Origin of the sequence: Paraburkholderia sp. UYCP14C, assembly GCF_004197395.1 — a bacterium.
In the GTDB taxonomy this organism is placed as follows: Bacteria; Pseudomonadota; Gammaproteobacteria; order Burkholderiales; family Burkholderiaceae; genus Paraburkholderia.
In genome coordinates, this window is the sequence record NZ_SELS01000003.1 from 50920 (window position 1) to 64574 (window position 13655).

A 13655-nucleotide genomic window follows, 5' to 3' on the forward strand; every position below is an offset into this window, starting at 1 on the left:
CAATTCTGTTGCGTGCCAGCCGCTAAAAGCGCGAAGCGCTTCAGGCCGTCAGGGCCGTTTGCATGCTGGCGAGTCGCGCGCGGACCGAGGTATCGAGCACTTCGTCGCCGACCGTCACGCGCACGCCGCCGATCAGCGACTGATCGACTTCGACCGTCGGTTTCAGCTTGCGCTTGAACTTGCGTTCGAGGCTTGCGACGAGTTCGTTCAACTGCGCACCTTCGAGCGGGAATGCGCTGACGATCAGCACATCTGCCGCCCCTTCGCGGGCGTTCTTCAACTCTTCGAACTGCGAGGCGATTTCCGGCAGCAGTTGCAGGCGATGGTTGTCCACCAGCATCTGCACCAGATTCTTCGCTTGCGCGTTGTCCTTGAGCGGCGACTGGACCGCGGCCAGCAGCAGATCGCTAACCTGGGCACGGCTTACTTTCGGGCTCGAGGCGACCGACAGCACTTCGGGCAGACGCGCAACCTGTGCCAGCTCCTGCACGAGCGTGGACCAGGCGGCGATGTCACCAGCTTCGGCCACGCCAAACAGCGCTTCCGCGTACGGACGGGCGATGGTTGCAAGTTCGGCCATGATCAGAGCTCGGCTTTCAGTTGATTCAACAGGTCAGCGTGCGCTGCCTGGTCGACTTCGCGCTTCAGGATCTGTTCAGCGCCTTTCACAGCGAGTGCAGCGACTTCGCCGCGCAGCGTTTCGCGCGCCTTCACGACTTGCTGATCCGCGTCGGCCTTCGCCTGCGCGATGATGCGGGCGGCTTCCGCCTGCGCCTGAGCCTTGATTTCGTCGGCGACTGCAACGGCGCGCTTTTCAGCGTCGGCGATGCGTTGCTGACCATCGTTGCGAGCCTGAGCCAGTTCCTGGTCGACGCGCTTGTGAGCGGCTTCGAGTTCCTGCTTGCCCTTTTCCGCGGCGGACAGACCGTCGGCGATCTTCTTCGCGCGCTCGTCGAGGGCGTTGATCAGCGGCGGCCACACGAATTTCATCGTGAACCACGCGAGGATCAGGAACACGACCATTTGCGCAAACAGGGTTGCGTTGAGATTCACGGTGTTTCCTTAAACGTTGCTTGTTCGGAAAGTGAAACGGCAAGGCGCTCATCGATTCTGCTCGATCAGCGCCCCAGTACCCGTTCCGCCCTGCGCCTTTACCTGTTATAGCTCAGGCGCAAACCTCCGAGGAACCTCAGCCTGCCAGCTTCGAGAGCAGCGGGTTCGCGAACGCAAACAGCATTGCCACACCAACGCCAATCAGGAACGCCGCATCGATCAGACCAGCCAGCAGGAACATCTTGGTTTGCAGCGGGTTCATCAGTTCCGGTTGACGGGCGCATGCTTCGATGTACTTGCCGCCCATCAGACCGATACCGATACAGGCGCCGATAGCACCCAGGCCGATGATGATGCCGATACCGATGGCGGTCAGACCCTGGATGTTGGCGATGAAAGCTTGCATGATCACTCCTTTGTGAAAAGTCTTTTAGAACTGGTTGGAACTGGGATTTAAAAACTACGATTCTTTGCCGACAACGCAGGTTAGTGCGTGTCGTGTGCCTGGCCGATGTACACCAGCGTCAGCATCATGAAAATGAACGCCTGCAGCAGAACGATCAGGATGTGGAAGATTGACCACACTGTGCCGGCGACCACGTGGCCGATGAAGCCAAGCACCGTCGTGTCCGCGCCGAAGCTCCAGATGCTGCCGAGCAGGGCAATCAGCAGGAACAACAGTTCGCCCGCGTACATGTTGCCAAACAACCGCATGCCGAGCGAGACCGTCTTCGCGACGAACTCGATGATGTTCAGTGCCAGGTTCGGGATCCACAGCAGCGGATGCGCGCCGAACGGAGCGGACAGCAGTTCATGCACGAAGCCGCCAGCGCCCTTGATCTTGAAGTTGTAGTAAATCATCAGCACGAACACGCCGAGCGCGATGCCGATCGTGCCGTTCAGGTCGGCGGTCGGTACGAGGCGGTGATGCGGGATGACTTCGGAGAGACCCAGCCAGCCGATTACGCGGCCCGGCAGGTCGACGGGAATGAAGTCGAGAGAGTTCATCAGCGCGACCCACACGAACACGGTCAGCGCGAGCGGTGCAATGAAGGTGCGCGAGCCGTGGATCATGGCCTTCGACTGATCCTCGACCATTTCGACCAGCATTTCGATCGCGCATTGGAAACGGCCCGGCACGCCGGACGTTGCCTTGCGGGCTGCCATGTGCAGCACGAGGATCGTGACGAGACCGCACACGATCGACCAGAAAAGGGTGTCGAGATTCCACACATGGATGTCGAAAATCGACGTCTGGTGCGCGGTGGAAAAGTTCTGCAAGTGGTGCGCGATGTACTCGGACGGATCCATTGCGCGCGTGCCTTCGCTAGCTGCCATATCGTTAAAGCCACCCAAATTGTCGAAAATCGTTCGAGGCCGCTCCCGCCGAAATACTGTATTGCGGGAACGCGCCGGGTGCGGGCCCTGTCTCATCCGCACACCCGTGCCAGCGCCACGCGCCGGCCTAAATTCTTTTTGCTGCTATTTTGGTGCTGCTACCTTAGCGCCACGCCAAGGCGATCCAGTAAGTCTTCAGCGCGATGAGGTAGGTCACGAGCAGCGGAATCCAGCGTACGTCGTGGTACCAGAAGGCGATTGCGACAAACATCGCAATCGTTGTCCCCATCTTGAGTGCTTCGCCGATCATCCAGCTCATCGCGGTCTCGGCGCCGCCCTGCTTTTTCAATCGTGCCGCGAACAACGCGCTCGGCACCCAGCAAATCGCGCCTCCCAGGAACGCTGACAGCGCAGCAGCGCCCGGCGGCTTGTAGAACAGCCACCACAACAGCGTTGCAGCCAGGGACAAAACCATTTGCGCCGCGACGACCCTGAACGGCGTCACACGCGATGGACGACCCACGCCGGGACCAAACAGCTTTTCCGCCTCGGCCCGCGTGAGCGGAACGATATTGTTGTCTTCCTGCGCGTCATCCCACGCTTCGGCCGGATCGAACTGCCGACTGGCGGACGTATCGGGTGCGGAGCGTTCAGCGCGGTGTCTGTCGTCACCATTCTCCGGCGACAGATTCGACGTTTTGACCGCCATCGCAATGTTCCGAAAGTCTCGTTCAGCCCGCGAGTTTACGCAGCGCTTACGGGGTTGCCGTGCAATTAAATCCGGGCGATTGTAAGCGATAGTTGCAGGCAATTCAAGACTTTAGGCCAGCCTATAACCGCGTGAAACGTGCCTTCACGATGCGGTAAAACGTATGCTAACCACGCGAAACACGTCAAATGTAAGGCAGGCGGGGGATGGCAAAACCCGTGTGGGTAATCGTATGGATCGAAGCTCGTGGGCGAGGCATTTCGACGCTGCTGCGGACGTCTCGAAAATGCAACAAATGACGCTTTTTTAAGGGCTGAATGGGAGAGCTGATCCATTGCCCTGAACCATCCTGATCGCAAATTTCGATGATGATCGCGCGGCCTTCTGATAGCGGCTCGTAAGGATGATTATCGCGCGGATGTCGCGCGTCTGAAGCTAGGATTCCTGACTATTTCTGCGCGGGGTATTTAGGAATCCACGGTAATCGCTCGAGCTTCGGTAAACCGACTTGCGGCAGTGCCGATGCACACGCCGCCAGCCGTTCACCACCCTTCCCCGCTGAGCGCCAATCTGCGCTCAGACGTTCGCGTTCCCGCGCAAGCGAACCAGAATGCCTTCCAGCGCATCGAGATCGCCGAAATCCACCAGCACCTGGCCCCGGCCACGTCGGCCGAGCTTGATTTTCACCGTCGCGGACAGCAGGTCCGACAGTTCCTCTTCCAGCCGTCGCGTGTCACGCCCGCCATCCGGATTCGCGCGCGCCTTGACCGCCGGCGTCACCTTCGTGGTCATCGCGACCAGCTTTTCGGTCTCGCGCACGGACAGACGCTTGTTGACGACCTGGTTGGCCAGCGTGATCTGCGTCGCTGCATCGACGGCGAGCAACGCGCGAGCGTGGCCCATGTCGAGGTCGCCGGCGAGCAACATCGTCTGTACCGGCGTTGCGAGGTTCAGCAAACGCAGCAGGTTCGACACCGCGCTACGCGAACGTCCGACCGACTCTGCCGCCTGTTCATGCGTGAAATTGAATTCGTCGAGCAAGCGCTGGATACCTTGGGCTTCTTCGAGCGGATTCAGGTCTTCACGCTGGATGTTCTCGATCAGCGCCATCGCCGCGGCCGCCTGATCGGGGACGTCCTTCACCAGCACCGGCACCTCGTCGAGGCCCGCGAGACGCGCCGCACGAAAACGCCGCTCCCCCGCGATGATCTCGTAGCGATCCGCCGCGATCGGACGCACGAGAATCGGCTGCATCAGCCCTTGCGCGCGGATGCTCGCCGCGAGTTCCTGCAGCGCGCCTTCGTCCATGCGCGTGCGCGGCTGGTATTTGCCAGCTTGCATTTTGCCGAGCGGCAGCACGTTCGGCGCGCCGTCGATCACCGCCGCCTCGGTGATATCCGCGGTGCCGCCAAGCAATGCCTCCAGACCGCGGCCCAGTCCCTTCTTTCTTGCTACTGCATTCATCGTGCTTCCTCGATCCGCTTAGGATGCCAGGGGCGCGTCATTCAGCGCGCGCACCCGCTCAATCATTTCGACGCCGAACTGCACGTACGCCTGCGCGCCTCGCGACGCTCTATCGAACACCACCCCGGGCAGCCCGTAGCTGGGCGCCTCGGCCAATCGCACGTTGCGTGGAATCACCGCGTCGAACACCTTGTCGCCGAAGTGCTCTTTCAATTGATCCGAGACTTGCTGTTGCAACGTGATGCGCGGATCGAACATCACGCGCAGCAGACCGATCACCTTGAGGTCGCGATTGAGGTTCGCGTGGACCTGCTTGATCGTGTTGACGAGGTCGGACAGCCCTTCGAGCGCGAAGTATTCGCACTGCATCGGAATGACGACGCCGTGCGCAGCGCATAGTCCGTTGAGAGTGAGCAGCGACAAAGCCGGCGGGCAATCGATCAGCACGAAATCGTATTCGCCGACGACCGCCGCAAGCGCCGTCTTCAGCTGACGCTCGCGATTCTGCATGCTGACGAGTTCGACTTCGGCACCCGCGAGCTCACGGTTCGCCGGCAGCACGTCGTAGTCGAGCGCCTCGGGCCGCACGCGCGCATCGGCCACCGCCACGTTGTCCACGAGCACCTCGTAAACCGTGTTCGTGCATTCGGCCTTGTCGATGCCGCTGCCCATCGTGGCGTTGCCCTGCGGGTCCAGATCGATGAGAAGGACTCGCTGTCCCTGCGCTGCCAGGCTCGCGGCCAGATTGACTGTGGTGGTCGTCTTGCCGACGCCGCCCTTCTGGTTCGCAACGCAGAAGATTTTTGCCATCGTTGGTGTGTCCCTTTTGCTGCTTGGATGAAGAAGAAATCGTTGAGGGTGCTGACAGGCCGCAACGGTCGTCAGCTTTCGGCGTCCACTCGCACCTCGATCAGATGCCGTTCGGCGCCTAGCGACGGCACGTTCAGCCGGATGATCCGTTCCACGTGGGCGCCCGCCGGCAGACGCCCGATTTCGCCATCCGGCCGCACGCCCTTCATCGCCCAGATTGCGCCCTGCTCCGCAACGAGATGACGGGCCAGTGTAACGAAATCCGAGAGTTCTGCGAATGCGCGCGAAACGATTACGTCGAACTTTGCCGGTACTTCGGCGCCAGGCCGCAGCGTCTCCACCCGCCCGGTCACAACCGACAGGTTCGCGAGAGCCAGCTCGGCCTTTGCCTGCGCTTGAAAGGCCGTCTTCTTATGGACGATGTCGTTTGTCGTGACAGTCCAGTCGGGCAGCACGATCGCGAGCACGATGCCCGGCAGGCCGCCCCCCGAACCGACGTCGAGCACCGACGACGGCCCGCGCGGCGCCAGGTGCGGCACGATCGATAGCGAATCGAGGATATGCTGGATCAGCATCTGCCGCGGATCGCGGATCGCCGTCAGGTTGTAAACGTTGTTCCACTTTGCGAGCAGCGCGACGTAATCGAGCAGCTTGCGCTGCTGCGCGTCGCTGAGCTCGAGGCCAAGCTCACGGACACCATCCGCCAGCAATGACGCCAAGGCCAGCTGGTCGATACCCCTCTGCGCAGCCGTCATTGCACCACCGGCGTGCTGTCGGTGCCGGGTTCGGCGGCTTTCGACGGACGACGCCCGAGGCCACGCTTCAGATGAACCATCAGCAGCGAGATCGCGGCAGGCGTGATGCCCGAAATACGCGACGCCTGTCCGATCGTTTCCGGCCGGAACTGCATCAGCTTCTGGCGGGCTTCGAACGACAGCCCACGCACCTCGGTGTAGTCCAGCCCTTCCGGCAGACGCGTATTCTCTTGCGCCTCGTTGCGTTCGATCTCATCGGCCTGCCGGTCGATGTAGCCTTGATATTTGACGCCGATTTCGATCTGTTCCTTGATCTGCGCGAGCAGCACCGGGTCTTCCGAAAGAGCTTCCGGGGCGCCACAAGTGCCGTCACGCAGCCCGCAGACGCCGTCGTAGCTGACGCCCGGACGACGCAGCAGGTCAGCGAGACTGTATTCGTGGTCGATCTGTTTGCCGAGCAAGGCGGTCGCTTCTTCGACAGATAACGTCTTAGGATTGACCCAGGTCGAACGCAAGCGCTGTGTTTCACGTGAAACAGCGTCACGTTTGCGACTGAAGGCGTCCCAGCGAGCATCATCGACGACACCCAGCTCACGCCCGATCTCCGTCAACCGCATATCGGCATTGTCTTCGCGCAAGCTCAGACGGTACTCCGCGCGGCTCGTGAACATCCGGTACGGCTCGGACACGCCGCGCGTGACCAGATCATCGACGAGCACGCCGAGATAAGCCTGATCGCGGCGCGGGCACCATGCTTCCTTGCCTTGCACGAAAAGACCCGCGTTGATGCCGGCCAGAACGCCCTGTGCCGCCGCCTCTTCGTAGCCGGTCGTGCCGTTGATCTGTCCCGCGAAGAACAGGCCACTGATCACCTTCGTTTCCAGCGATGCCTTCAGCCCACGCGGGTCGAAATAGTCGTACTCGATCGCGTAGCCAGGGCGCAGGATGTGCGCATGCTCGAGGCCGCGCATAGAGCGCACCAGCTCGAGCTGCACGTCGAAGGGCAAGCTCGTCGAGATCCCGTTCGGATAGAACTCGTTGGTCGTCAGCCCTTCGGGCTCGAGGTAGATCTGATGCGATTCCTTCGATGCAAACCGGTGAATCTTGTCCTCGATCGACGGGCAATAGCGCGGCCCCACCCCCTCGATCACACCCGTGTACATCGGCGAACGATCGAGACCGCCGCGAATGATGTCATGCGTCCGTTGATTCGTATGCGTGACCCAGCACGGCACCTGGCGCGGATGCTGCTCGACGCGGCCGAGGAATGAGAACACCGGCACCGGGTCTAGATCGCCCGGCTGCTCTTCGAGCAGCGAATAGTCGATCGTGCGGCCGTCGATTCGCGGCGGCGTACCCGTCTTCAGCCTACCCTGCGGCAGCTTGAGTTCTTTCAGCCGCGCCGACAGCGAAACCGCAGCGGGGTCGCCCGCGCGGCCGCCGGTATAGTTGTTCAACCCCACGTGAATCTTGCCGTCGAGGAACGTGCCAGCCGTCAGTACCACCGCGCGCGACCGGAAACGGATGCCCACTTGCGTGACGGCACCGACCACGCGGTCGCCGTCAACCATCAGATCGTCGACGGCCTGCTGAAACAGCCACAGGTTCGGCTGATTCTCAAGCCGATGGCGGATCGCTGCCTTGTACAGCACGCGGTCGGCCTGAGCGCGCGTTGCGCGGACGGCTGGTCCTTTCGACGAATTCAGGATACGAAACTGGATGCCGCTTTCGTCGGTAGCGGCCGCCATGGCGCCGCCGAGCGCGTCGACTTCCTTGACTAGATGGCCTTTGCCAATGCCGCCAATCGACGGATTGCAGCTCATCTGACCTAGGGTTTCGATGTTATGGGTCAAAAGCAGCGTTTTATTGCCCATACGCGCCGACGCCAAAGCGGCTTCGGTGCCGGCATGACCGCCGCCGACGACGATTACGTCAAATTCTGTGGGAAAAAGCATCGCGGGATCTCACGCCAGATCGTCGCGTGAGCCTTCAAAGGAAAATGTATGGGCGAATTATAACGGGTTCGGTTTCGGCCCGAATTTCGTCGGAATGGTGAAACAATAAAAAAGCGGTATGTTTCACGTGAAACACACCGCTTTCAGAGACCGCCGCTAACCGGAAAAGTGCGAGCCTAGGCGACTTTTTTCGCGAGGCCAAGATAGGTTTCGATCACCCGGGGATTCTGCGCGAGGTCGGATGCCGGTCCTTCCAGTGCCAGCTCGCCGGTTTCCAGCACGTAGCCGTAGTCCGAGATCTGCAATGCGGCGCGCGCATTCTGCTCGATCAGCAGCGTCGCAACGCCCGTCTGCCGCAACGCGCTGATGATGTGGAAAATTTCCTTCACGATCAGAGGCGCGAGTCCGAGGCTCGGCTCGTCCAGCATCAGTAGATCGGGCTTGCCCATCAGCGCACGGCCTACCGCGAGCATCTGCCGCTCGCCACCTGAAAGCGTCCCAGCCGCCTGCTTGCGCCGCTCCTTCAGCCGCGGGAACAGTTCGAACACCGGTTCCAGCTGATCGAGAAAGTTGCGCTCCCCTGCCCGCTTGCGCCGGTAGGCGCCAAGCAGCAGATTGTCTTCCACCGTCATCGATGCGAACAGCTCGCGCTTTTCCGGCACCAGACACATACCGAGTGCGACCCGTTTTTCGACCGGCACCGCGCTGACGTCTTCGCCCTGATAGGAGACCGCGCCTTTTGCATGACCGGACGTGGGCAATGCGCCCATGATCGCGTTCAGCAGCGTCGATTTGCCCGCACCGTTCGGACCGATCACGGAGACGATCTGCCCCGCCCGCACCTTGATCGCCGCATTGTGCAGCGCCTCGACCTTGCCGTAGCGGACCGACAAATGATCTACTTCGAGAATCGGTCCCGCGGCCGCCACACCGGTCGTTGTCGTGTTATTCATCATTCCACCCCACCCAGATACGCTTCGAGCACCGCTGGATCCTGCTGCACTTCCTGCGGCAGACCTTCAGCGATCCGCGTACCGAACTCCATCACCACGAGCCGGTCCGTCAGATTCATCACGAAATCCATATCGTGCTCGACGAGCAGCACACTCATCCCTTCCGCCCTCAGCCTGCGCAGCAGATCGGCAAGTTGAAGCTTTTCCTGATAGCGCAGACCTGCAGCCGGCTCGTCGAGCAATAGCAGAGTCGGATCGCAGCACAGCGCGCGCGCAATTTCGAGAATCCGCTGCTGACCGAGCGCGAGGCTGCCTGCCTCGTCATACATATGCTGTTCGAGTCCGACGCGGCGAATCTGCCGAGCGGCTTCGGCCATCAGCCGCGCCTCTTCCGAGCTGTTCAGCCGCACGACGCTGCGCCACACACCCGCATGGCCACGCAGATGCGCGCCGATCGCGACGTTCTCGAGCACGGTCATGCCCGGCAGCAGCTTCACATGCTGGAACGTCCGGCCGATGCCACGCTTGACGATTTCACGTGAACTCAGCGCATCGATGCGCTCGCCGCGGAACGTGATCTCGCCACTCGTCGCCTGCAGCACGCCGGTCACGAGATTGAAGGTCGTCGACTTACCGGCGCCGTTCGGTCCGATCAGCCCGATGATCTGCCCGGCCTTGACCTCGAAGCTCACATCGTTCACCGCGACGAGGCCGCCGAACTGCTTGCGCGCCTTGTTCACCGTCAACAGGTCTTCGCCGGCCTGTGGCTTGTTGCGCTGCGGCAGCGGCTCCGCGTGATCTGCGAGATGCGCACGCGGGCCACGCGGGAAAAAGCGCGCGACGAACGGCCATACGCCCTGCCGTGCGTACTGAAGCAGCAGCACCATGATGATGCCGAACACGATCACTTCGAAGTTGCCGTTCTCGCCGAGCAGTTTCGGCAGTAGCGTCTGCAGATAATCCTGCAGCACGGTCAGAATTGCCGCGCCGAGCACCGCGCCCCAGACGTGCGAGACACCGCCCACCACCGCCATGAACAGAAACTCAATGCCGTGATTCAGCCCAAACGGCGTCGGGTTCACGGCGCGCTGCAAGTGCGCGTACAGAAAGCCCGACACCGACGCCAGCACCGCCGCATAGACGAAGATCACCACGCGCATCCAGCCGGTATTGACGCCCATCGCTTCGGCCATCTGACCACCGCCGCGCAGCGCACGAATGGCGCGGCCCGGGCGACTATTAAGCAGATTCTGAACAGAGACGACCGCCCCCAGCACGACCACCCAGATCAGGTAATAGATATGGCGGCCGGACTCGAGGTTGATCCCAAAAACATTCAGCACCGGGATGCCGTTGATGCCGTCGTACTTGCCGAGCATGTCGAGATTGCCGAACAGGTAGAACAGCGCGAGCCCCCACGCAATCGTGCCAAGCGGCAGGAAATGGCCGGACAGACGCATCGTCACGAGACCGAGCATCAGCGCGATCAGCGCAGTCACGATCACGCCCGCGATCAGCGCGAGCCACGGTGACACGCCAAAGTTCGTCGTCAGATACGCGGTCGCATAGGCGCCGATGCCGACGAACGCGGCCTGCCCGAAGCTCGTCATCCCGCCGATGCCGGTTAACAGCACGAGGCCGATCGCGACGATCGAATAGAGGCCGATGTAGTTCAGCAGCGTGACCCAGTACTCGGGCACATGAATCGGATGCGGCAGAACCGGCAACGCGAACAGCACCACGAGGAACAACCAGAAGAACTTCTTTTGCATGATCCGTTTCATCGCGTCACTCCTCTTCCTCTTCGGCGTGCGGGCTCGCAAGACTGCGCCACAGCAGCACCGGGATGATCAGCGTGAACACGATCACTTCCTTATAAGCACTGGCCCAGAACGATGAATACGACTCCAGCAGACCGACGAGAATCGAGCCGGCCGCCGCCAGCGGATAGCTGACCAGACCGCCGATGATCGCGCCCACGAAGCCCTTCAAACCGATCAGGAAGCCCGAGTCGTAGTAGATCGTGGTGAGCGGCGCGACGAGGATGCCGCACAGTGCGCCGAGCCCCGCCGCGAGCGTGAAAGCGAGGCGCCCCGCCTGCGTCGTGCCGATGCCGACGAGCCGCGCGCCGAGCCGGTTCACCGATGTCGCACGCAACGCCTTGCCGGAGATCGAGCGATCGAAGTACAGATACAGCGCGCCGATCAGCACGACCGCGGTGCCGATCACCCACAGGCTCTGCCCGGAGATCGACAGCGTGCCGATGTTGAACGTCGCATCGGAAAACGCGCTGGTGCGCGAACCTTCCGCCCCGAACATCACGAGGCCGAGACCGACCATCGCGAAGTGCACGGCCACCGCCACGATCAGCAGCAGCAGCGTGGTCGCCTCCGCGATCGGCTCATACGCAAGCCGATAGACGAACGGACCCATCGGAATCACGATCAGCAGCGTCAGCGCGATCTGCACGATCATCGGCAGCGGCTGCAGGAAGATGCCGCGTGTGAGCGCGTAGACCGCGATCGGAAACAGCAGGTACTTCCCTGCCAGCATAGGCAGCGTGCGCGCCGCATGACGACGCCGTTCCGCGTGCCGCAAGACCCCTGCCGTCTCGACGACGAAGCAGGCTGCGCCCATCGCCATCAACAGCCAGCAGGTGGCCGGAAACTTCTGCGTCTGCAGTGCGGCGAGCGTCAACGCGCCGTACGAAACGAACTCCCCTTGCGGGATGAAAATCACCCGTGTGACGGAGAACACCAGCACTAGCGCAAGCGCGAGCAGCGCGTAGATCGCGCCGGTCGTGATGCCGTCCTGCGCGAGGATCGCCGCAATTGATAGATCCATACTTCCTCGTCCTGAAGCGTCGAAATCGAAAACCGGGAATGAGTCGTGATCGTGTGGCTCGTAGCGGGCCATCGATCTGCAATGCCCGAAAAGACAACCGCCGCGCCGGGACACGGCGCGGCGGTCGATGCCATTGTCATCGAACACAATGGCAATGCGGCGTCATGCACCGCAGATTGCGCGAGAGGCGCGTACCGCTAGTTGTCTTTGTAAATGCTCTTAATCGTTCTGCAGCTTCCACTTGCCGTCGACGATCTGCACGATCACGCGCGCGCGCTGATCGAGGCCGTTGTGGTCGTTCGCGGTGGTGTTCATGATGCCGTGCGATACCGGCAGCTCCTTGATGTTTTCGAGCGCGTTGCGCAGTGCCATACGGAACTCGGGCGTACCCGGCTGTGCGGTCTTCAGCGCGACCGGAATGGCAGCCTGCAACATCTGGCCGGCATCCCATGCGTGACCGCCGAAGGTCGCGACCGAACCCGCGCCGTACGCCTTCTCATAGGCGTTCTTATAGGCTTCCGACGACTTCTTCACCGGGTTCGAATCCGGCAATTGATCGACGACGAGAATCGGACCGGCCGGCAGCAGTTCGCCTTCGCAATCCTTGCCGCACACACGCAGGAAATCGTTGTTCGCGACACCGTGCGTCTGATAGATCTTGCCCTTGTAGCCACGCTCCTTCAGCGTCTTGGCCGGCAGCGCCGACGGCGTGCCCGAGCCCGCGATCAGCACTGCGTCGGGATTCGCGCCCATTGTCTTCAGCACCTGGCCCGTCACCGATGCATCGGTGCGGTTGAAGCGCTCGTTCGACACGATCTTCAGGTTGTGCGCTTTCGCGGCGGCGTCGAACGTCGTGTTCCAGCTGTCGCCGTATGCGTCCGAGAAACCGATGAAGCCGACCGTCTTCACGCCATGGTGCTGCATGTAATCGGCGATCGCGTCGGCCATCAGACTGTCGTTCTGAGGCGGTTTGAACGCCCAGGCGCGCTTCGCATCCATCGGCTGGATGATCGCGGCCGATGCCGCGAGCGAGATCACCGGTGTCTTGCCCTCAGCGGCCGGATCGAGCATCGCGAGCGAATTCGGCGTGACGGTCGAGCCGATGATCGCGTCGACGTGGTCTTCGTCGATCAGCTTGCGCGTGTTCTGCACGGCCTTGCTGGTGTCCGACCCGTCATCGAGGATGATGTACTGCACGCTCTTGCCGCCGATCTCCTTCGGCAGCAATGCGATCGTGTTCTTCTCAGGAATCCCGAGCGACGCGGCCGGCCCCGTCGTCGACAACGTGACGCCGATCTTCACCTGCGCGAATGCCGCCCCCGCGCCGCACATCAGTGCCATCGCGATGCCGGTTCGTACCCAATGCCTTGTCTTTTTCATTGCGAGTCTCCAAACGCCTTGAAATGCGCCTATCTGTAAACCGGCTTGCTCGGCCGGGTGTCTGAATCTAGTGAGCGGGTTCAGGTGTGCCAAGCATGGTTTTCCCTGCTCGGCGCGCATACCTTCCCCGCTCTGTTGGGTGCCGCTCCTGCCGCGGTGCGCGAGTGCACATTCACGTCATACGCCGCGTTTCTGTGCCGCGGCTCTGGTCCAACCAGGCATTCTTAAACCACTAATATGTTAGTAGCTTGCGTTCTGCATCATCGACGGTCAAGAGAGCATGCGCCAAATGCGGGTTTGTCCTGAAGCCGCGAAACCACACTTTTGCGCGCTGCAGAGACCTCGCACGGGCAATAAAAAAGACGCGTCAACCGCACGCGTCTTTTTCGATGAG

General features: G+C 61.6%; 13 protein-coding genes. All 13 read right to left on the reverse strand.

Going from position 1 to position 13655, the window contains the following annotated elements:
• Positions 1-40 precede the first annotated feature (40 nt).
• Positions 41-580, reverse strand: coding sequence for a F0F1 ATP synthase subunit delta (locus tag EVC45_RS03340; protein WP_129956622.1), 540 nt, complete (start codon positions 578-580; stop codon positions 41-43).
• 2 nt (positions 581-582) lie between these two features.
• A complete protein-coding gene (locus tag EVC45_RS03345; protein ID WP_129956623.1) occupies positions 583-1053 on the reverse strand; it encodes a F0F1 ATP synthase subunit B in 471 nt (156 codons plus the stop codon).
• A gap of 136 nt (positions 1054-1189) precedes the next feature.
• Complete coding sequence (gene atpE, locus EVC45_RS03350) at positions 1190-1459, reverse strand: F0F1 ATP synthase subunit C (protein ID WP_007180033.1); 270 nt, start codon at positions 1457-1459, stop codon at positions 1190-1192.
• Between the two features lie 80 nt (positions 1460-1539).
• The gene (gene atpB / locus EVC45_RS03355; RefSeq protein WP_129956624.1) at positions 1540-2391 is read right to left on the reverse strand and encodes a F0F1 ATP synthase subunit A; all 852 of its coding nucleotides are present in this window, start codon (positions 2389-2391) and stop codon (positions 1540-1542) included.
• A 163-nt stretch (positions 2392-2554) separates the two neighbouring features.
• Positions 2555-3100 (reverse strand): ATP synthase subunit I, encoded by a 546-nt coding sequence (locus tag EVC45_RS03360; protein ID WP_129956625.1) that lies wholly within the window; start codon positions 3098-3100, stop codon positions 2555-2557.
• 576 nt (positions 3101-3676) lie between these two features.
• Positions 3677-4564: a ParB/RepB/Spo0J family partition protein gene (locus EVC45_RS03365; RefSeq protein WP_129956626.1), complete on the reverse strand. Its 888-nt coding sequence runs from the start codon at positions 4562-4564 to the stop codon at positions 3677-3679.
• 18 nt (positions 4565-4582) lie between these two features.
• A complete protein-coding gene (locus tag EVC45_RS03370; RefSeq protein ID WP_129956627.1) occupies positions 4583-5374 on the reverse strand; it encodes a ParA family protein in 792 nt (263 codons plus the stop codon).
• 71 nt (positions 5375-5445) lie between these two features.
• Positions 5446-6129: a 16S rRNA (guanine(527)-N(7))-methyltransferase RsmG gene (gene rsmG / locus EVC45_RS03375; RefSeq protein ID WP_129956628.1), complete on the reverse strand. Its 684-nt coding sequence runs from the start codon at positions 6127-6129 to the stop codon at positions 5446-5448.
• A complete protein-coding gene (gene mnmG / locus EVC45_RS03380; protein WP_129956629.1) occupies positions 6126-8084 on the reverse strand; it encodes a tRNA uridine-5-carboxymethylaminomethyl(34) synthesis enzyme MnmG in 1959 nt (652 codons plus the stop codon). Before mnmG ends, rsmG begins: the two co-directional genes overlap by 4 nt.
• A gap of 176 nt (positions 8085-8260) precedes the next feature.
• The gene (locus EVC45_RS03385) at positions 8261-9037 is read right to left on the reverse strand and encodes an ABC transporter ATP-binding protein (protein ID WP_373682978.1); all 777 of its coding nucleotides are present in this window, start codon (positions 9035-9037) and stop codon (positions 8261-8263) included.
• The gene (locus tag EVC45_RS03390; RefSeq protein ID WP_129956631.1) at positions 9037-10821 is read right to left on the reverse strand and encodes an ATP-binding cassette domain-containing protein; all 1785 of its coding nucleotides are present in this window, start codon (positions 10819-10821) and stop codon (positions 9037-9039) included. Before EVC45_RS03390 ends, EVC45_RS03385 begins: the two co-directional genes overlap by 1 nt.
• 4 nt (positions 10822-10825) lie before the next feature.
• Complete coding sequence (locus tag EVC45_RS03395; RefSeq protein ID WP_129956632.1) at positions 10826-11881, reverse strand: branched-chain amino acid ABC transporter permease; 1056 nt, start codon at positions 11879-11881, stop codon at positions 10826-10828.
• A gap of 219 nt (positions 11882-12100) precedes the next feature.
• Positions 12101-13261, reverse strand: coding sequence for an ABC transporter substrate-binding protein (locus EVC45_RS03400; protein WP_129956633.1), 1161 nt, complete (start codon positions 13259-13261; stop codon positions 12101-12103).
• Positions 13262-13655: the final 394 nt, after the last annotated feature.